Origin of the sequence: Archangium sp. Cb G35 (genome assembly GCF_001896145.1) — a bacterium.
Taxonomy (GTDB): domain Bacteria; phylum Myxococcota; class Myxococcia; order Myxococcales; family Myxococcaceae; genus Archangium; species Archangium violaceum.
On the sequence record NZ_MPOI01000008.1, the window covers coordinates 39,148 to 58,035 of the forward strand.

General features: G+C 71.5%; 16 protein-coding genes. 5 read left to right on the forward strand and 11 right to left on the reverse strand.

Features of this window, described 5'->3' with window-relative positions; all coding sequences use genetic code 11:
• Positions 1 to 52 precede the first annotated feature (52 nt).
• On the forward strand, positions 53 to 1,246 hold the full coding sequence (locus BO221_RS24275; protein WP_073562888.1) for a glycosyltransferase family 4 protein: 1,194 nt from the start codon (positions 53 to 55) through the stop codon (positions 1,244 to 1,246).
• Positions 1,247 to 1,261: 15 nt separating this feature from the next.
• Here the strand turns inward: BO221_RS24275 and BO221_RS24280 are convergent, their stop codons facing one another.
• Together BO221_RS24280 and BO221_RS24285 are read right to left on the reverse strand one after the other, a co-directional pair.
• On the reverse strand, positions 1,262 to 2,128 hold the full coding sequence (locus tag BO221_RS24280; RefSeq protein ID WP_073562889.1) for an FkbM family methyltransferase: 867 nt from the start codon (positions 2,126 to 2,128) through the stop codon (positions 1,262 to 1,264).
• Between the two features lie 42 nt (positions 2,129 to 2,170).
• Positions 2,171 to 3,250, reverse strand: coding sequence for a polysaccharide pyruvyl transferase family protein (locus BO221_RS24285; protein ID WP_073562890.1), 1,080 nt, complete (start codon positions 3,248 to 3,250; stop codon positions 2,171 to 2,173).
• A gap of 139 nt (positions 3,251 to 3,389) precedes the next feature.
• Here BO221_RS24285 and BO221_RS24290 point away from each other — a divergent pair, with 139 nt between their 5' ends.
• Complete coding sequence (locus BO221_RS24290) at positions 3,390 to 4,262, forward strand: bifunctional 2-polyprenyl-6-hydroxyphenol methylase/3-demethylubiquinol 3-O-methyltransferase UbiG (protein ID WP_073562891.1); 873 nt, start codon at positions 3,390 to 3,392, stop codon at positions 4,260 to 4,262.
• Here the strand turns inward: BO221_RS24290 and BO221_RS24295 are convergent.
• Entirely contained in the window at positions 4,243 to 5,439 is a 1,197-nt protein-coding gene (locus BO221_RS24295) for a glycosyltransferase family 4 protein (RefSeq protein WP_073562892.1), read from the reverse strand. The two genes, BO221_RS24290 and BO221_RS24295, sit on opposite strands and share 20 nt — an antisense overlap.
• Complete coding sequence (locus BO221_RS24300) at positions 5,436 to 6,962, reverse strand: lipopolysaccharide biosynthesis protein (RefSeq protein WP_083681320.1); 1,527 nt, start codon at positions 6,960 to 6,962, stop codon at positions 5,436 to 5,438. Before BO221_RS24300 ends, BO221_RS24295 begins: the two co-directional genes overlap by 4 nt.
• Before the next feature lie 188 nt (positions 6,963 to 7,150).
• On the opposite strand from BO221_RS24300, the gene BO221_RS24305 reads away from it, so the two are divergent.
• The 3 genes from BO221_RS24305 to BO221_RS24315 are packed head-to-tail and all read left to right on the forward strand — an operon-like array spanning position 7,151 to position 10,724.
• Positions 7,151 to 8,377: a glycosyltransferase family 4 protein gene (locus tag BO221_RS24305; protein WP_073562894.1), complete on the forward strand. Its 1,227-nt coding sequence runs from the start codon at positions 7,151 to 7,153 to the stop codon at positions 8,375 to 8,377.
• Positions 8,374 to 9,564, forward strand: coding sequence for a glycosyltransferase family 4 protein (locus tag BO221_RS24310; RefSeq protein ID WP_073562895.1), 1,191 nt, complete (start codon positions 8,374 to 8,376; stop codon positions 9,562 to 9,564). The genes BO221_RS24305 and BO221_RS24310 overlap by 4 nt, the downstream gene beginning before the upstream one ends.
• A complete protein-coding gene (locus BO221_RS24315; RefSeq protein ID WP_073562896.1) occupies positions 9,561 to 10,724 on the forward strand; it encodes a glycosyltransferase family 1 protein in 1,164 nt (387 codons plus the stop codon). The genes BO221_RS24310 and BO221_RS24315 overlap by 4 nt, the downstream gene beginning before the upstream one ends.
• Before the next feature lie 64 nt (positions 10,725 to 10,788).
• Here the strand turns inward: BO221_RS24315 and BO221_RS24320 are convergent, their stop codons facing one another.
• The 7 genes from BO221_RS24320 to BO221_RS24350 all read right to left on the reverse strand — a co-directional run bounded on the left by BO221_RS24320 (position 10,789) and on the right by BO221_RS24350 (position 18,877).
• On the reverse strand, positions 10,789 to 11,697 hold the full coding sequence (locus BO221_RS24320; protein WP_143195653.1) for a hypothetical protein: 909 nt from the start codon (positions 11,695 to 11,697) through the stop codon (positions 10,789 to 10,791).
• 163 nt (positions 11,698 to 11,860) lie between these two features.
• Complete coding sequence (locus tag BO221_RS24325) at positions 11,861 to 12,766, reverse strand: hypothetical protein (RefSeq protein ID WP_143195654.1); 906 nt, start codon at positions 12,764 to 12,766, stop codon at positions 11,861 to 11,863.
• A gap of 107 nt (positions 12,767 to 12,873) precedes the next feature.
• On the reverse strand, positions 12,874 to 14,052 hold the full coding sequence (locus tag BO221_RS24330; RefSeq protein WP_073562899.1) for a glycosyltransferase family 4 protein: 1,179 nt from the start codon (positions 14,050 to 14,052) through the stop codon (positions 12,874 to 12,876).
• Positions 14,049 to 15,149 (reverse strand): glycosyltransferase family 4 protein, encoded by a 1,101-nt coding sequence (locus tag BO221_RS24335; RefSeq protein ID WP_073562900.1) that lies wholly within the window; start codon positions 15,147 to 15,149, stop codon positions 14,049 to 14,051. The genes BO221_RS24330 and BO221_RS24335 overlap by 4 nt, the downstream gene beginning before the upstream one ends.
• Positions 15,100 to 16,386: an acyltransferase gene (locus BO221_RS24340; protein ID WP_073562901.1), complete on the reverse strand. Its 1,287-nt coding sequence runs from the start codon at positions 16,384 to 16,386 to the stop codon at positions 15,100 to 15,102. The genes BO221_RS24335 and BO221_RS24340 overlap by 50 nt, the downstream gene beginning before the upstream one ends.
• Entirely contained in the window at positions 16,383 to 17,744 is a 1,362-nt protein-coding gene (locus BO221_RS54950) for an O-antigen ligase (RefSeq protein ID WP_073562902.1), read from the reverse strand. Before BO221_RS54950 ends, BO221_RS24340 begins: the two co-directional genes overlap by 4 nt.
• The gene (locus BO221_RS24350) at positions 17,741 to 18,877 is read right to left on the reverse strand and encodes a glycosyltransferase (RefSeq protein WP_073562903.1); all 1,137 of its coding nucleotides are present in this window, start codon (positions 18,875 to 18,877) and stop codon (positions 17,741 to 17,743) included. Before BO221_RS24350 ends, BO221_RS54950 begins: the two co-directional genes overlap by 4 nt.
• Positions 18,878 to 18,888: the final 11 nt, after the last annotated feature.

The window sequence follows — 18,888 nt, forward strand, 5'->3', positions numbered from 1 at the left end:
ACGCCTTGTCCCCCTCCTGTCGCACCGGATTGGAATTGAGTAAGGGGAACGGATGCACGGCGGAAGCACACACACACCGGGCACCGCGCTCGTCAGTGGTGCCGCGGCGGGCGCGGGAGGCATGGGCGTCCACGCGGCTTCCCTGCTGCGCGCACTCTCCGGCCCGGGCGCGCCGCTGCATGTGCTCGGGCCTCCTCCCACCGACGCCCGGCTGGCCTCTCTCCCGGGCGTCGTCTGGCACACGCCTCCTCGCTCCCTGCTCGCGGCGGTGCGGCGCTGGACGCCCTACCGCTGGCTCACCGGAGCGCTCCAGCTCCACCTGGACGAGCACCTCGGACAGTGGGCCGCGGCCCGCCTGGAGCACCTGCGGCCCTCACGGCTGTACACCTTCACGCAGGTGGGGCTCGAGTCCCTCGAGTGGGCCCGGCGCGCGGGCGTGCCCTGTGCCGTCGACAATCCCAACGGGCACATCGCCGGCTTCCGGGACGTCTACGTCCGCGAGACGTGGCGCCAGGCCCTCCGCCCCCACCTGGGACACCCCACCCCCGCCGCCGTGCGCCGCATCCAACGCGAGTACGCGCTCGCCAACGCCATCCGCGTTTCCTCTCCCTGGTCCCGTGACTCCCTCGTCCGCCACGGCGTGCCCGAGGGCAAGGTCACCGTCATCGAGCTGCCCATCGACCTGGAGCGCTTCCAGCCTCCGCCCACGCGGCCCGCCGCCGAGGGGCCGCTGCGCGTGTGCTTCGCCGGCTCGCTGGACGTGCGCAAGGGCTTCCACCACCTGCTGCGCGCGGTGCGGCAGGTGGGCGCCGGGCGCGTCCAGCTCCACATCGTGGGCGCCACGGGAGACCGCGTGTCGCGGCGCCTCTTCCAGCGCGAGCGCCAGGGCCTCCAGGTGGAGGCGATGCCGGGAGACCCGCGCCCCGTCTACCAGCGCTCCGAGCTCTTCGTGCTGCCCTCGCTGGAGGACGGCTTCGGGCTCGTGGTGGGCGAGGCCATGGCGTGCGGGCTGCCCGTCGTCGTGACGGACCAGTGTGGCGCCGCCGCCTGGGTCGAGCCCGGACGCACGGGCTGGGTGGTTCCCGCCGGACAACCGCACGCACTCGCCTCGGCGCTGGAGGACGCGCTCCGCCGCCGCGCCGAGCTGCCCCACATGGGAGCGCGGGCACGCGCCGCCGTCGAGGCCCACGTGGCGGCGGACCCGCTGGCCCGGCTGCGCACGTGGTTCGAGTCCGTCACCCCCTGAGCGGAGCGCGTCTCCTCAGGGCAGCGTGCGGCCGAAGCTCGCGCCCACCACCTGATTCAGCCGCTCGGTGTCGCGCGAGAGCACGAGGTTCGCCTCGCAGTTGTTCCACATGTGGTCGTAGACCCACGGCTTGCCCAGGGGAATCAGCCGGCGCTGGTGGATCTCCCAACCATCGAAGCCCATGTCCACCAGGGCCTGCACCAGCTTGGAAGCGGAAGAGCCGGCCTCCTGGAGCGCCTCGGGAAACACCTCCACGAGGAGCACCATGCCGGGATTGCGCTCCACCGTCCGCCGCATGCCCTGGAGCACGTTGTGCTCGTAGCCCTGGACGTCGATCTTCACCAGGCGGATGGCCCCATCGGGGATGTCCTTCACCGCCTCGTCCACGGTCGTGAGCGGCACCTCCTGCCCCGTGCCACCCGTGCCCTCCCCCGCCACGCGATGGTCCCCATAGTTGTAGGGGTGGAGCGCCATGCGCACCGAGCCCATCCGGTTCCCCACCGCCATGTGGCGCGCGTCCACGTTCTCCGCGTGGTTGAGGCGCAGGTTCTCCCGCAGCAACTCGTGGTTGTGCTGCTCCGGCTCGAAGGAGATGACCTTCCCTCGCGGCCCCACCCGCCGGCTCAGCGTCAGCGTGTGCAGGCCGATGTTGGCGCCGATGTCCAGGCACACCCCACCTTCCAGCTCCAGGTGCTCCAACAGGCGGCGGAACTCGGGCTCGTAGTCCCCCTCGACGTAGAGCAGGGTACCGACGATCTCATCCCGGAGGTCCACCTTCATCTGGAAGTCCTGGACCCGGACCTGTACCTCGGGGCGCGTCCGGGAGAGGACGGGAATCACCACCCGGCGCTGGAGCGCCTTCATCCACCAGGGCATCCGCATGAAGCGGCTTATAGGCGTCCCCCCGGGAGGGCTCAAGCCACCTCAAGGGGGAGTGAGCAGCTTGCGAACATACTCCCGGATGCTCCGCTGCCGTTCCCGGGCCCGCGCCAGGATGGGCTCGCGCAGGCCATCCGCCTGCCCGGCCAGCTCCAGCGCGCGAGAGAAGATGTCCTGTTCCGGCACGCACAGGTCCACGTGCCAGTGCTCCAGCCCCAGCGAGGCCATGAAGTCGAGGCACTTCTCCCGGTAGCCCAGCATGAGCACCGGCGTGCCCGCGCAGCACGAGAGCACCGCGGCGTGCAGACGCACCGCGAGCGTGAGGGTGCACGGAGCGGCGAGCCGCATGTACGCCTCGGCCGTCCTGGGCTCGTGGATGACGATGCCCTCCTGTCCGACCCTGGCCGCGAGACGGCGCAGGCTCTGGACATCCCACGCGTGCATGGCCACGAAGACGGGCTCCCAGCCCTGGGCCACGAAGTGCCGGATGGCGCGCTCCAGCCCCTCCAGCCGCTCATCCGGGTAGCCCTCGGGCTCGCCGGGCGTCGTATAGATGATGTTGACGGCGAACCGGCGCGGGAGCGCGGGCGGCTCGGCACGCTCGCACGTGGACACCAGGGCGAGATCGCCAATCACCTCCACATGGGGAACGCCCAGCTCGTCGAGCGTGGCCTTCGAGAGGGGGCCTCGCACGCCCACGGCCCGGAAGTCCCGCAGCAACGCGCGCCACTCCAGCAGCTCCGGCCGGGCCTTCATGTGGAAGCCGGCACTGCCCACTCCCGTGCCCAACGTCCAGGCGGGCAGGCCCAGCTCCAGCGCGGTCCGCACGACGGGCAGTCCATACGAGTTGATGAACGTCCCTCCGCCGAGGATGAACTGCTGGAAGTACCGCGCGCCGGACAACCCCAGCCGCGCCAGCCGCCGCTCCTGGGGCGGAAAGCGGAAGGTGGCGACGTGGTACCCGTCGAGCACCTGTCGCGCGGCCTCGAAGAGCGCGTCATCGCCGAGGTTGTGGACGCCGTGACCTCCCACATAGGCCAGACGGGGCCGGCCCTCGAGCAGGGGGACGAGCCGCTTCTGGACGGCGCTGGCGTTGTCGCGGACGGCGGCGAAGAGGGAGCGCATACGGGAGCTGACCCCATCCGTCCTGCCACATCCGCTCCGCCCGCGCGAGCACCATGAAAGTCCCCGCGCCGCCCGGGAGGGGAGCGGCCGGGTGGACATGGCTCCTCGGCGGGTGCCGGAGCCGTTATGGTCACGCCCCATGGCGACGTCGACGTCACGAGACCACCTGCTGGGCGTGCTGACGCGGGAGTTCGAGCGCGTATACCTGGAGGTGTGCGCGCGGGGGTTCTCGGCCCTGGGGCGCACGAGCCCGGACCATCCCGTGGTGCGGGACGACGCGTGGCAACACCACCCGGCCTGGCCTCCCTCGTACGAGGCCTATGGCCGCTACCGCGTGCTGGACACGCTGCGCAAGGCGCGCTCGCTGCGGCCGGAGCGCGTGCTGGAGATCGCCACCGGTGGCGGCTTCACCGCGGCGTGCCTGTACGAGGAGGGGCGGGAAGTCGTCGCCAATGACCTGCAACCCACGCGGGAGCTCTTTGGCGCGTGGACCACCGGGGATCGGCTGCGCTGGGAGGCCGGTGACTTCTTCGCGCTCGACCCGGAGCGGCTGGGCACGTTCGACCTGGTGCTGGCGTGCGAGGTCATCGAGCACGTGGCCCATGGAGACCGGATGCTCGCCCACCTGCGCCGCTTCCTGAAGCCCGGGGGTACGCTGATGCTGACGACGCCCAACGGCGCGTACTTCCGCTCGAAGCTGCCCACGCACTCGCAGGTGGAGGACTTCACCGCACTCGAATCCCAGCAGTTCAGGCCCGACGCGGACGGACACCTCTTCCTCTACACGGCCGAGGAGCTGGAGCGGCTGTGCCGCGCGGCCGGCTTCACCCAGGTGGACATCGAGCTGTCGGTGACGCCCTTCCTCTCGGGACACGCCGGGGTGCGCCTGCTGCCCTCGCGGCCAGCGCTGGGGCGGGTGTACCTCGCGCTCGACAAGGGGTTGCGGCGCCTGGGCCCCGCCGCGCGCGAGCGGCTGTGCACCCAGATGCTCGTCACTGCCCGGGTGCCTTGAGGCGCTCGCACAGCGCGTCCACGTGGGCGCCGGCGTCGAAGCGCCGGGACATGTGCCAAGCCCCCTCGCGCAGCCGTGCATGATGGCCCGCGTCGGCGAGCGCCCGGACGATGGCACCCGCGAGGCCCTCGGACGTGGGCGGGTTTCCCGGCGCCAGCTCACCGGACACGCCCGGCTCGCACCAGTCGGGGATGCCACCCACCGCGAAGGCCACCGAGGGCAGGCCCACGCCGCCCGCCTCCACGCCCACCATGCCGAAGGGCTCGGGCCAGACGCTGGGCACCGCGAGCAGGTCCGCCCGCCGCATCAACGCCTCCCGCTCCGCCCGGTCCACCCAGCCCACGAAGCGCACCGGCACGCGCCGCGCCGCCGCCTCCGACTCCATGCGCGGGCGCTCCGGTCCATCTCCGGCCACCACCAGCTCCAGCTCGCGGCCCAGCGCCTCACGGGCCCCGGGCAGCGCGCGCACCAGCTCCACCCCGCCCTTCAGCTCCGTGAGCCGCCCCACCATCAATACCTGGCCGGATGGAGGCCGTGGCGCGGGAGGCTCGGGGTCCGGCGCCCCATCTCCGAAGAGTGGCACACACACCACCTGTGAGGAGGAGAGCCCATGCCGCAGGTACTCCTCGCGCATGGCCCGGCTGCCCACCAGCACCGTGCCGTAGCGGCGGGCGAGCGCGAGGCGGCGCTGCTGGTAGCGGTACTCGCGCAAGGCGGTGAGCGGGCTGCGTCCCCCACAGCGGCGCGGCAGGTAGTGCACGAGGCACCCGGGGCCGAGCACGCGCTGGCAGGGCACGGGCCGGGGGAAGGCATGGCGCTTCATCCCGCTGATGCACGTGCCGTAATAGGCATGGAGGAAGAGCAGCGCCGGGTAGCGCTCCAACAGCGCCTCCTCCAGGCGGAGATCCTGCACGCCGTGCTGGTAGACGCGCTCGGGCCGCCACGCCGCCACGGCCTCGAGCGCCCCCTGGCGTCCGAGCGCGGCGGGTCTCCACACGGGAATGCCGAGCCCCTCGTCGAGGCGCGCCTGCCCGGGAGCGGCGTCGTGCTCGACGAGGAGCGCGACGGAGTGCCCCCGGGCCTGGAGGAGCGGCAGCAGCGTGCGCAGGTGGGACTCCACTCCGCCCACCACGGCGCGGTGCCGCGCGACGAGGAGGAGGCGCAGGCCGTGGCTCATACCGTCCCGGGGGGTTTGGAGGGAGACAGGCGCGCGGTGAGCGCGTTCCACCGGGGCCGCACGTAGGACTCCAGCGGCGCGACGAAGGCCACGGGGCCCACCAGGAACCCGTACAGCAGCGCGGAGCCGATACCCACCGTGAGGAAGCCCACCAGGTGCCCCGGGGCCCACGCGAGCGACAACAGCGTGGCGAGCACCAGCGTCACCCCGGTGCGCCAGAACCAGGGGAAGAGCGGCCGGAGCATCTGTCTCGGGGAAACACCGGAGTGACGCGCGAGCGCGCGCAGGTGGCCCGGGAGGCTCACCAGCACCAGGCCCGCGAGCGTCCCGAGCGGCGCGCCGATGAAGCCGAGGAACCACAGGCCCACCGAGCCCACCGCGAGGGCCACCACCCCATCCGCCAACGAGGTGAGGGCGATGCGGCGCTCGTCCCCGAAGGCGAAGGTGGCCATGGCGGTGGCGCCGCTCCAGTGACGCAGCAGCATGTTGAGGGCGATGAGCCCGGAGACGCCGAGCCCCAGGTACTTGTCCGGGCCCACCCACCAGCCCACGAAGGCGCCATTGGCGGCCACCACGCCGGTGGTGAGCAGGCCACTGATGAGCAGCGAGGCCTGCACGAGGCTGGTGCACACCTGCAACAGGCGCTCGCGGGACTCGCCCGTCCGCATCTGGCTGAGGCCGGGCAGCGCGGCGTTCACGAGCATGCGCGGCTGGTGGATGAGGATGGACACCGCCTTGGACGTGCACGCGTAGGCGACGGTGGCCTCGGGGCCGAGCAGCTTGCCCACCAGCAGCAGGTCCGTGCCGGTGAGGAGCACGGTGGCCAGCTGGTTGACGGTGACCCACGCGCCCCGGCGCAACCAGCCGAGCACTTCGGAGCGCTTGAGCCGGGGCAGCCGCCGGGGCAGCACGTGCCGGTGGCGCCACACGAGCCGCACGCCCGCCAGCGCCGCCTGGAGCAGTTGCTGGACGATCCACCCCCACGCGAGCGACACCACGCCATGGCCGAGCAGCACCAGCCCCACCGTGGTGCCCGTGCCCACCATCCAGCCCACCATCTGCGCGACGGAGAGCCAGGCCAGGTCCTGCAGGCCCTCGATGAGCGCGGACAGCATGCGCAGGGGATACAGGAGGACGAACGCGAACAGCGTGGGACCCAGGGCCGGGCGCAAGGCCTCCCAGTCCGCGGGCAGGAGCAACCACAGGCCGAGCGCCGCCGCTCCGACGAGCAGCGACTGCATCAGCGCCAGCCGCAGGGTGAAGCCCACCAGACGCGGCGTGGCCTCGGGGCCGTCCGCGCGGCCCGTGGCGCTGGCGACCTCCCGGGGCACCAGGGCGATGACGCCCACGTCCAGCAGCAACAGCCAGTTGAGCAACTGGAAGCCGACGAGCCACAGGCCGTACTGCTCGGAGCCGAGGCGCTCCAGCAGGAATCGGGTCAGGAAGAGCCCGACCCCCATGGTGAGGAGCTGGTAGGCGTAACCCACCCCCATGCCACGGAGATAGCGGCGTGTTCGGCTCATAAGAAGGACGCCCCAGAAGGACGCCCCATCCTGCCATCGCCCGCGCGGGAGTGCGCCCACTCCGTCTGGAATGACGCCGGAGCCCCCGCCTCCCGGGCGGCCAGGCGGTACCCCGGGCCTGTTCCCCACCCGGCATGGACGAATCGGCGCCTTGACCTGGCCGGTCCACCTCTGGTGGGTTCCGCCGGGTGCGGTTGCTCTTCCTCAGTCCGGTGGGGGTGGTGGGTGGAGCGGAGCGGACGCTCCTGGACCTGCTGGACTGTCTGCGCCGTGCACCCGAGGCGCCCTGGCTCGGCCTCATCGCCGGAGCCGAGGGGCCGCTGACGGAGCAGGCCCGGGCCCTGGGTGTGGAAACGCTCGCCCTGCCCCTGTCCGCCGCGCTCGCCTCGTTGGGGGACTCGCAACTGCGCGGCGCGGGAGCCGGGCGCTACCTGCGCTTCGGCACCACCCTGGCCCGCGCCACTCCGGCCGCGGCGGCCCACCTGCTCGCCCTGCAACGTGCCCTGTGGCGCTTCCGCCCCACCCTCGTCCACTCCAACGGCCTCAAGACGCACCTGCTCTCCGCCCTCTGCGCCCCGGGCGCCCCCGTGGTGTGGCACCTCCATGACTTCCTCGGCGAGCGGCCCCTGCTGCGGCGCGTGCTGCGTCTGGCCGGGGTGCGCGCGGCGGCGGCCATCGCCAACTCGGCGGCGGTGGCGGAGGACGCCCGGCACGTGCTCGGCCGCGTCCCCGTGCACCCGGTGCACAACGGCGTGGACACGGAGCGCTTCTCGCCCGGCCCCGCCGGCGGTGGATGGCTCGACACGCTCGCGGGCCTGCCCCCAGCACCCGAGGGCACGGTGCGGCTCGGCCTGGTGGCCACCTACGCGCGCTGGAAGGGACAGGAGGTGTTCCTCCAGGCGGCGGCGCGCCTGCGGGCCCTGCACCCCTCGCACGCGGTGCGCTTCTACGTGGTGGGCAGCCCCGTGTACCGCACGCCCGGCTCGCAGTACGCGGAGGCGGAGTTGCGCGCCACCGCGCACGCGCTGGGCCTGGAGGCGCACGTGGGATTCATCCCCTTCCAGTCCGAGCCCGCCCCCATCTACCGGGCGCTCGACGGGGTGGTGCACGCCAGCACACGGCCGGAGCCCTTCGGGATGACCATCGTCGAGGCCATGTCCTGCGCCCGGGCGGTGGTGGTGTCCGCGGCGGGCGGAGCCGCGGAGCTCGTGCGCCCCGGACATGACGCCCTGGCCTTCACCCCCGGGGACGTGGAGGGACTCGCCGGAGCGATGGCACGGCTCGTCCGCGAGCCGGAGCTGCGCGCGCGGCTGGGACAGGAAGCACGGCGTTCGGTGCTCGCACGCTTCACCCGCGAGCGCTACGCCGCCCAGGTCCAGGACGTCTACGCGCGGGTGCTGGGAGGGCGGGCATGAGTGGACGGTACGCGGACGCGCTCGGCGTCTCCTGGCACCTGCTCACCGGCGAGTTCCCCCCACGGCCCGGCGGGGTGAGCGACTACACGTGGCAGGTGGCCGAGGGGCTCGCGCGCGAGGGCTGTGCCGTCCATGTCTGGGCCCCGGGCGACCCACGGGAGACGCTGGCCCCCGAGGGCGTCACCGTGCACCGGCTGCCCGAGGGCTACGGGGTGCGCGGCCTGAAGCGGCTGGAGCAGGAGCTGGAGGGGCTGCCTGGTCCGAAACGGCTGGTGGTGCAGTACGTGCCCCACGCCTTCGGCTACAAGGCGATGAACGTCCCCTTCGCGTTGTGGCTCGCGCGGCGCCGGGAGGACGAGGTGTGGATGTTCTTCCATGAGGTCTGCTTCCCCTGGGGCTGGAAGCTGCCGTGGCGCCACAACGTGCTGGGTGCCGTCACCCGGGCCATGGCGGCGATCGTCCTGGCACGGGCGGACCGCGTCTTCGTCTCCACGCCGTGGTGGAACAGGCTCCTCCACGCCCCCCCTCGCCGCGTGCCCATTGAATGGCTGCCCGTGCCGAGCAACCTGCCCACACAACCCTCCCTGAGCGCGGTGGAGTCCCGCCGCGCCGCGTTACGCCCCCGCCCGGACACGGTGCTCATCGGCCACCTGGGGACGTATGGAGCGCTCATCACGGGCCTGATGGAGGAGGTCCTGCCCGCGCTGCTCCACCAGGACGCACGCCGCCGGGTGGTACTGGCGGGCCGGGGCAGCACGCACTTCGCCACGCAACTCACCGGCCGCCACCCGGCGCTCGCCGGACGCGTGCAGGCACTGGGAGGCCTGCCCGGGGACGAGCTCGCCGCCACGTTGAAGGCCTGCGACGTGCTCGTGCAGCCCTTCCCCGATGGGCTCAGCACGCGCCGGGGCAGCGCCATGGCCGGGTTGGGGCTGGGCGTGCCGCTGGTGTCCAACGCGGGCCCAGCCACCGAAGCGCCCTGGCGGGACTCCGGCGCGCTCGCCCTGGCGCCCGAGCCCACGGCCGCCTCCGTCCTCGAGACGGCCGAAGCCCTGCTGTCAACTCCCGGCTCCTGGCCCGCCCTGGGCCGGCGCGCGGCCGATTTCTACGTGGAGAACTTCTCGCTCGCGCATACGCTGGACGTGCTGTGGAACCGCGTCCGCGCTCGCGGGGTGGAGGACACATGAGCGACACCAGCAGTCCCTTGCGTCTGGCGTTGCTGATGGACCCGCTCGACGAGGGCTGGCCGAGCATGGACCTCGCGGGCGAGGCGCTGCACGAGCAGTTCCACGGCCCGTTGGCGGACAGGGTGTGGGTGACGTCGGTGCGGCCCAAGCTGGTGCCCGTGGCGCGGCGGCTGCCCGTGCTGCGCGAGCGCCGGGACGCACTCAACGTGGACCGGGTGCTGACGCGCTTCCTCACCTACCCGGCCCGGGTGGCGTTGCGCACGCGTGGCCAGGACGCCTGGCACGTGGTGGATCACACGTACGCGCAGCTCGTGCACACGCTGCCGCCCGGGCGCGCGGGCGTGTACTGCCATGACCTGGATGCCTTCCGCAGCATCCTGGAGCCATGGAGGGAGCCACGGCCGGCGTGGTTCCGGGCCATGGCGTGGGCCGCGCTGAAGGGGCTGCAACGGGCGGCGGTGGTGTTCCACAGCACCCTCGCGGTGCGCGACGAATTGCTCCGCCACTGCGTGGTGCCTCCGGAGCGGCTGGTGCACGCCCCGCTGGGCGTCTCGTCCGAATACGGGCCCGAGCCGCTCCCCGGAGACACCAGCGACGAGGTGCTGCGTCCACTCGGCGGCCGCCCCTACGTGTTGCACGTGGGCAGTGGGATTCCGCGCAAGCGCCTGGACGTGCTCTTCGATGTTTTCGCCGCACTGCGCCGCCGGCACCCGGAGCTGCGCCTGGTGCAGCAGGGGGCGGAGCTCAGCGACGCGCGACGGGCCCAGGTGGCGCGGCTCGGCATCGGGGACGCGTTGCTCCAACCTCCGAAGCTGGACAGAGCGACCCTCGCGGGGCTGTACCGGAAGGCGCGGGCGGTGCTGGTGACGAGCGAGGCCGAGGGCTTCGGACTCCCCGTCATCGAGGCCATGGCCTGCGGGACGCCCGTGGTGGCGAGCGATCTGCCCGTGCTGCGCGAGGTGGGCGGAGACGCCATCCGCTACGCGCCCGTGGGAGACGTGGGCGCCTGGACGGAGGCGGTGCACGGGCTGGTGGAGTCACCGGAGCCCGGCGCGGCCCGGAGCCAGCGCATCGCCCGTGGGCGCGGCTACTCCTGGACGAACCACGCGCGCACCATCCTCGACACCTACCAACGGCTCGCGGCGTCCTCCAGCCGTTGACTCCGGCCAGAAGACGCCGCGGGGTGCGACACGGCGGCGCGAAGACGGGCGCCGTCAGGAACACTCAGGGCGAGACATCCACGTCCGCCAGGGCCCACACGCCGCTGGAGGAGCCCCGGATGCGCGCGCCAGCCTCGAACGCGAAGGGCTCGAAGACGGGGTAGCCATCGCCGTCCACCACTCCCGGGAAGCTCTCGAAGCTCGAGAGGATCTCGAGATGGAGGTCACCCTCGGGGCTGTAGAGGGACGAGCCGTAGAAGAAGAGCCTGCCGGTCGGTTCCGCACGCAGGCTGAAGAAGAACGGCTTGCCCTTCAGGTTCGCGGCGACGCGCTGCAGCTGCTCGGAAGGAGCCCCCCCGAACTGGATGGTGACGGGGCCGGTCTCCATATGGGACATCCTGTCCCAGCTATCCCGGGTGACCGTGAAGGACTCGAAGCTGATGACGAAGGGCACGCTCGTGCCCACCAGCTCGTAGTAGGGGTTCATCGGGCCATAGTCGCCATCGAGCGAGTCGAACTGGAGGGTTCCGGCGAACCACCCACCGCTGTCCACGTGGATGCCCACGTCCGCGGTGCCATCGCCAGGGAGCTTGAACAGGAAGCGCACCTGGGTCGTCTCGCCCTTCTTCACGAAGAACGGCAGGGGGTTGGGAGACAGCAGCGTGGCCGGCACGGGCGTTCCGGGCGCATCCGCGCGCTCCATCGTCCAGCCGCTGGCGAGCTCGATGCTGTAGCCACCGGTCTGGAGCGTCACCTGCACCGTGTCCGCCGCCGTGTCCGTGACGGTGACCGTCTGCGTCCCGGTGATGTTGAACGTCGCGCCCACCAGCCGGTACACCTTGCCGTCCGCGGCCGTCGAGCTCAGCGGCATCTGCAACGTGCCCGCCTCCTGCGGATCCACCGTGACGGTTTCCCCCCCACAAGCCACCACAACGAGCGCGAGCACACACGCGCCGAGATTCAGCAGTCGCACGTCAAGTCCTTTCGGGAATGAAGCGCGCACCGTATAGAGATTTTGACAGATTCCTGTCAAATGAGAGGGATTTCCCATACGCCGCGTATGGGTATGGACTCACCGGACAGCTGTCCTCCAGCCGTTGACTCCGGCCGGAGGACACCGCGAATCGCGAGGAGTTTCAGGGAGCGGCGTTCACGTCCGACGTGCCCGCGAAGCCGATGGAGGCATCCCAGAGATTCATGGGGCTCTCGGTCTCGAAGGGCCGGAAGAGAGGATAGCCCTCGGCGTCCAGCAGCCCCGTGAAGGGGAGCGAGCCCGGGTACAGCTCGAGCCGGATGTCGGCCCCAAGGTTCTCGATGCGCCCACCGCCGAAATCCACCATGCCACTCCCAGACCGCAGCAAGGTGAAGGAGAACATCGAGCCCTCCAGGGACGCGGCGACGCGCTCCAGCTGCTCGGAAGGAACCCCTCCGAACTGGACGGTGACGGGGCTGGTGTGCACGGTCGTCACCCCAAAACCATCCCGGCCGGTCGTGAACGACTCGAAGCTGATGAGGAAGGGCACGTCCTTGCCCACCAGTTCGCCGTAGGGGTCCACGTCGGGCCCCGAGCTATCGCTCACCTCGACATGGATGGTCCCGGCGACCCACCCGCCGCTGTCCACGTGGATGCCCACGTCCGCGGTGCCATCCCCGGGGAGCTTGAACATGAAGCGCACCTGGGTGGGTACGTCCTTCTTCACGGTGAAGGTCAGGGGGTTGGGAGACAGCAGCGTGGCCGGCACGGCCGTTCCGGGCGCATCCGCGCGCTCCATCGTCCAGCCGCTGGCGAGCTGGATGGTGTAGGAGCCGGCCTGGAGCGGCACCTGCACCGTGTCCGCCGCCGTGTCCGTGACGGAGACCGCCTGCGGCCCGGTGATGTTGAACGCCGCGCCCACCAGCCGGTACACCGTGCCGCTCGGGGACGTCGAGGTCAGCGGCAGTTGCAGCGTGCCCGCCTCCTGCGGCTCCGCAGTGAAGGTTCCCCCACCACAAGCCACCACAACGAGCGCGAGCACACTCGCGCCAAGATTCAGCAATCGCATGACGAGTCCTTTCGGGAATGAAGACGCTCTCCGTATAGGAAAGCGGACAGATGCCTGTCAAAGAAGGGGGGATAGGGATTTCCCGTACGCCGCGTATGGGCAGGGACTCACCGCCGGGAGGAGAGCTCTTCCTCGACCAGCGCGGCGAAGCCGTCGAAGCAGCGCGAGGCCTCGAAACGCTCCCGCACCATCCTCCGTCCCTGACGGGCCAGGGCGAGGAAATGCTCGGACTCGTCCATGACACGGGCGAGGGCATCGGCGAGCGCGCGAGGGGCACGCACCGGAACGCTGAGACCCGTCTCCCCATCGCGGATCGTCTCCCGCAGCCCGCCCACGGAGGTGGCCACCACGGGCACCTCACACGCCAGCGCCTCGAGCGGAGAGAAGCCGAGCCCCTCCTCCAACGACACCTGCGCGCACACGTCCGAGGCCTGGTAGTACGCGGGCAGCTCGTGCACGGGGTCCACCGCGTCACGGGTGAGGGTGCGGTCCCCCAGGCCCCGCTCGAGCGCGAGCTGCTTCAACCGCTGGTGTCCACCGCTCAGGTTGAGCATCCAGAAGGAACGTCCCGAGACCTTCAACAGGGCGCAGGCATCCAGGAGGGACTCGGTGTCCTTCTCCGGAGCCACGCGGCTGGAGAAGAAGATGAGGAAGCCCTCCTCGGGCAGGCCGAGCTTCACGCGCAGCCGCCGCTTCTCCTCGGGAGGCACCGGCCGGAAGCGCGAGGTGTCCACGCCGTACAGCGGCACCACGCGCACCTTCTCCCTCCGCCCGTAGGACACCTGGCCTCCCAGGTAGTCACTGAGGACGAGGTAGCGGTGGCCCAGCAGCGCGTTGCCGGCGCGCGCCGCCTCCAACAACGTGCGCCCGGCGAGGTAGGCTGGAAGCCCCAGCTCCCCCCGCTCATAGCGGCAGTGGAAGTAGGCGATGTTGGGACTGCAGATGAGCATGAAGGTGGGCACCCGGGTGAGGCCCCGGCAGGCATTGGCGGCCAGGGAGGCCACGCCCGCGTTCTGCGCCAGCACCGCATCCAGCTCCGCGCGGTGACGCACGAGCCATGTCCCCACGAACGCGGCGAAGGCCACACGCCCGGCCGGGCCTTCGATGATGCGGACCGGCTCGGGGCCCTCGTCCTTCCAGTTGATGGTGCGCGGCCCGAAGGCGGGACGCAGCAACAGCGTCAGCTCGAAGCGCTGCTTCAGCCCCGTCACCAGCCGCACATCGGTGCCGCTCTCGCAGATGAACACCAACCGGCGGCGGGGGCCGGCGGAGACGGACGCGCTCACGGGACTCCTCCCAGGGGGACCCTCTCGACACAGGAGACGAACCGCTCGGCCATGTACCGCCAATCCTCACGGCGCAGCAGCTCGGAGACGGCGGGCAGCTCGGCACGGACGGACTCGCGCCGGGAAGCCCAGCCCGCGAGCGCCTCGGCCAGCGCGCGAGCATCTTCCGGGTCCTCCAGCAGCAGCGGGCGCAACGAGGGCGGGTAGCGCTCGGCCACGCCCGCACCGCGGCTGACGAAGGAGGGCAGGCCCGTGCACAGGGCCTCGACGACGCCCAGCCCATAGGACTCGTAACGCGTGGGCGCCACCAGTGCGTCACACCCGGCCAGCAGACGGGCCACGTCGGTGCGGAAGCCGAGGAACTGGATGGAGGAGAGTCCCTCGGCGCGCGCCCGCTCGCGCCAGGCCGGCAGCTCCGCCCCGCTCCCCATCACCACCAACACGCCGTCCCAGGTGCCCCTCCGGTGCAGCTCCGCCCAGGCCTTGTAGACGGTGTCGAAGCCCTTGCGCCTGTCCCCCAGCGCCCCCACGAAGGCCACCACCGGCTGCTCCGGACGCCAGCCCTGCCCGGCGCGCACCGCCTCGCGCTCGGAAGCGGAGGGAGGACGGAAGCGCTCGCCCTCGATGCCACAGTAGACGACGCGGATGCGTCCGGCCGGTACACCCAGGCGCCGCAAGTCCTCCGCCGTCCGGTGGGAGTTGGCGATGAGGAGGCGCGCGCGGGAGAAGGCGGCGCGCTCGGCGCGCAGGTAGCCCTCGTGGACGAGCCTCCGGGCGAACGGGCGCCAGCCCCGGGCCTCGAAATCGGGCGTGTACGCCGCGTGGACGTAGTGCACCCAGTTGACGTCGCCCCAGAGACAGTTGCCGCCATTCACCACCACACGGGCCCTTCGCGCGCTCAGGCGGCGGGCCCAATAGCGGCCGACGGCGTCCAGCACGGGAGAACCCAGGGCCACCGAGCCCGCGGGCTTGGGGGCGGCATGCCAGTGCGTGCCCGCCAGCGCCAGGAGCTCCTCGGAGGCGGAGTGGGCCACCACGTGCACCTCGTCACCCCGGAGGGAGAGGTACTCGGCCAGCGCCAGATGCGCGCGGTCCATCGCCCCGCGCCGCCCCACGTCTCCAGTCACCAGCAGCCACGTCCCCACCGTCTACCTCGCCTCCAATGCCAGACATCCCGAAGTGACTCCCCGCCCGCCGCGCGCCCCGGTGCACCGGCCCCGGCTGGATGCCGGGCTGGACCCGAGCCTTGCCAGGCACCCATCGCAGCAAGTGCCCGCGCATGAAGGCGAGCAGGGGACGCTCCACCGCGACATAGAGCACGACACCCGCCCCCACCGCCACCGCCACGAGGCCCCAGAGCGCCAGCATCCGCGCTCCTGTCGTGTCCAGGACCTGGAACACGGCGGGCACCAGCAACACCAGCAGGGGCCAGTGAATCAGGTAGAGCGAGTAGGAGGCGTTGCCCAACTGGACGAGCGGACGCGGAATCCGGGGCCGCCAGCGCCGCTCCACCAGCGCCAGGCCGAGCACCAGCAGGAAGGACGGAACCGCGTAGAAAAGGGCCGCGTGGTACTTCAGGCCCGGCGGCGCCAGCCGGTCATGGAGCAGGACCGCGGCCGTCATGGACAGCACCCCGCCCCCGAGCACGGCCCCATCGAGCGGGGCGGACGTGCGCACGCGCGACAGGATGAAGCTCGCGAGCACGCCGAGGGTGAAGTGCAGGTTCGAGGGGTGGAAGAGGAAGAGGAAGAGCCGGGCGCCGGGAACCTGCTGGAAGAACGTGGGGCGCAGGGAGTCGAGGCAGAGCGTGCCCAGGGAGAGCAGGAAGAAGCCCACCGCCGCCCGGGCGGAGAGCCGGGGCGGCAGCAGGAGCGCCACACAGAAGAGCACGTAGAAGCGGAGCTCGTGGATGAGCGTCCAGGCGACGGTCACGAGAGGCTCCCGTCCCTGGGGAATCAGCAGGAGCGACTGGAGCACGTAGCCGGGAGCCGGCAGTCCCCCGCCCACCACGCGCGGCACCCACAGGCCAGTGGCGAGCACCAGCATCGTGACCACCCAGTAGATGGGGTAGATGCGCACGAAGCGCTTCATGAGGAAGAGGGGCAACGCCTGGCGCCGGCCCAGGTCCTCCCGATGCGCGTGGAAGATGATGAAGCCGCTGAGGCAGAAGAAGACGTCGACGCCCGCGTAGCCCTGCTTCACGAACTCGGGAAACAGGTAGCCCACACCCGGCACGCCGCTGCTCGTCAAACTGGCGTGGTAGAGCACCACGGCGAAGGCGGCGAGCCCCCGGAGCATCTGCTGCGTGAGCAGCTCGGGACGTGACGAGCTCATGCGTGTTGCGTCTCCATCTGGCTGGACGGGGCAGGAGGCGAAGGCTTCACGGCCACGGCGGCACGAGCCACGGGCGCGGGGCGCCGGGTGCCCACGACGATGCCCATCCACAGCAGCAGCAGGGCGGTGCCCGGGATGGAGGAAAGCAGGCCCGTGCCGATGATGGCCGTCCCCCACATCACCAGCACCGTGGCCCACATCATCCGCTCGGCCACCCATGAGCCGCCCTTGCGGCGCGGCGGCAACCGCGTGAAGAGCCAGCCGAGGAAGAGCCCCCACAGCACCAGCCCGATGAGGCCCTGCTCCATCGCGATGCGGCCGAACTCGTTCTCCAGGCCGTGCTGGGGTCTGGCGAGGTCCATCAGGAAGAAGGGGATGCTCGTCCCGCCCGCGCTGCCCAACCCGTTGCCCAGCGGGTACTGGGTGAGGACATCGAGCATGCTGGTGTTCACGCTCCAGGACACGCGCTCGGTGACGTAGTCGGTGTCCTCCAGCGAGAGGAAGCGCTGGAAACGGGGGTTGCTCAGGACGACGAAGCCCACCACCACCGCCAGCGCCCCGATGCTCGCCAGCATCCGCCACGACAGGCCCACGACGAGCACCACCAACCCGAGGATGCCCACGAGTTGCACCACGGGGCTGCGCGCCGCGCACAGGAAGATGCCCAGCAGGCTGGCCACCAGCGCCACCGCCGTGAGGACGCGGCTGGAGGGCCGGCGCTGCCAGCGGCGCACCAGCAGCGGCAGCGACAGCAGCATGGTGCCCCCGTACGCGTGCCCGGTGTTGAAGATGGCGGGGATGCGCAGCGCGCGCTCCGCGCCCACGTCATTGGACATGTAGATCAAATAGGTGACGGCGTTGCGCGGGAAGAACGCCTCCACCCCCAGGCGCAACTCCAGCAGCGCGAAGAGGAAGGCCACGAGGTTGAGCCCCAGCACCCAATCGCCCAGGGAATCCACCTCCTCCCCGGTCAGCTGCGCGCCGATGGCGATCAACGGCAGCAGCAGGATGGCCACGCGCAGGCCCACCAACTGGATGAAGAAGTGCTGTGAGTCGAAGAGCGGCGACAACACCATGGTGAACAGCGGCCACACCATCAGCACGCGCACCCAGAGCCGCAGCACCTGGCCATCATGGCCGTAGCGCATCTTCCGCTTCCGGCGCAGGAGGATGGCCACGTAGAGGCCCACCACGGCACCGTCGAACATGAAGTGCGAGAACCCATCCGGGAAGCGGGCCCGGAGGATGCCGTAGAAGTAGCCCACCAGCAGCACCGCGCCCAGCCCGTGGCCGAGGCTCCGCCGCGTGGCCAGCCACGCCCCGGCGATGGACAGGAGCGTCAGGACGAGGCCGATCATCCCCTCGCCCTCCGCGCGTCCAGGACCTCCCGGTAGATGGCGAGCACGCGCTCGCCCATGCGGGCCTGGGTGAACTCGGCCAGCACGCGCGCGCGGCCCGCCTCGCCCCAGGCCCGCCGCTGCTCCGGGTTCGCCAGCATCCGCCGCATGGCCGCGGCCAGCGCCGCCTCGTCCCCCGGCGGCACGGTGAGGCCACTCTCCTCGTGACGGCTGACGAAGGGCACCCCCGAGTCCAGCGCGGTGTTGATGACGGGCAGCCCACACGCCAGGGCCTCCAACTGCACCAGCGCGAAGGCCTCGGCGCGAGTGACGGAGGACAACACGAAGGCATCACACGCGAAGTAGAGCGCGAGCAGCTCCTCGTCTCCCAGGTTCCCGAGGAAGTGCACGCGCCCGGCCACCCCGCACGCACGGGCCAGCGCCTCCAGCTCCGCGCGCAACGGCCCCTCGCCCACCAGCAACAGGTGCGCGCCCTCCACCTCGCGCAGCGCGCGGATGGCGTGGTCGAACCCCTTGTAATAGACGAGCCGCCCCACCCCCATCAGCAGCGGAGCCCCACCGTACCGGGCGCGCACGGCCGCGGCCGCCGCCTCGCGCGCGGGCGTGCGGACGAAGCGCGACACGCCGATACCGAAGGGCACCACGTGGCACCGGTCCCGGTGCGGCCGCAGCGCCTCGGACGTCTCCACGTAGTTGGGCGAGCCCACCAGGATGGCGTCCGCGCGCGCCAGCGCCCGCTGCATGAAGGGCCCGTACACCTTGAGCAGCCTTTTCTGGCGCACCACGTCGCTGTGGTAGGTGATGACGAGCCCATGCCGCCGGGGCCGCACACTGCCCAGGTACCCCATCACCGCCATGGGGTGCGGGAAGTGCATGTGCAGCAGCTCGTACCGGCGCCGCGACAGCTCCAGCGGCAGCGTGGGGTTGAGCGAGGTGGAGGCCACCTTCACCAGCTCGGCGCAGCGGGTGACGGGCACGCCGTGCACCACCTCGCGCACGGTGCGCGGCTCCGTGTTGGAGACGAGCACCTCCAGCTGCACGCGGCCCTTGAGCTCCTCGCACAGCCCCGACAGGTGCGTCTCCATGCCGCCCCGGTAGGGCGCGTAGTACTTGCCCAGCTGGAGGACCTTCATCACCGGGCGTC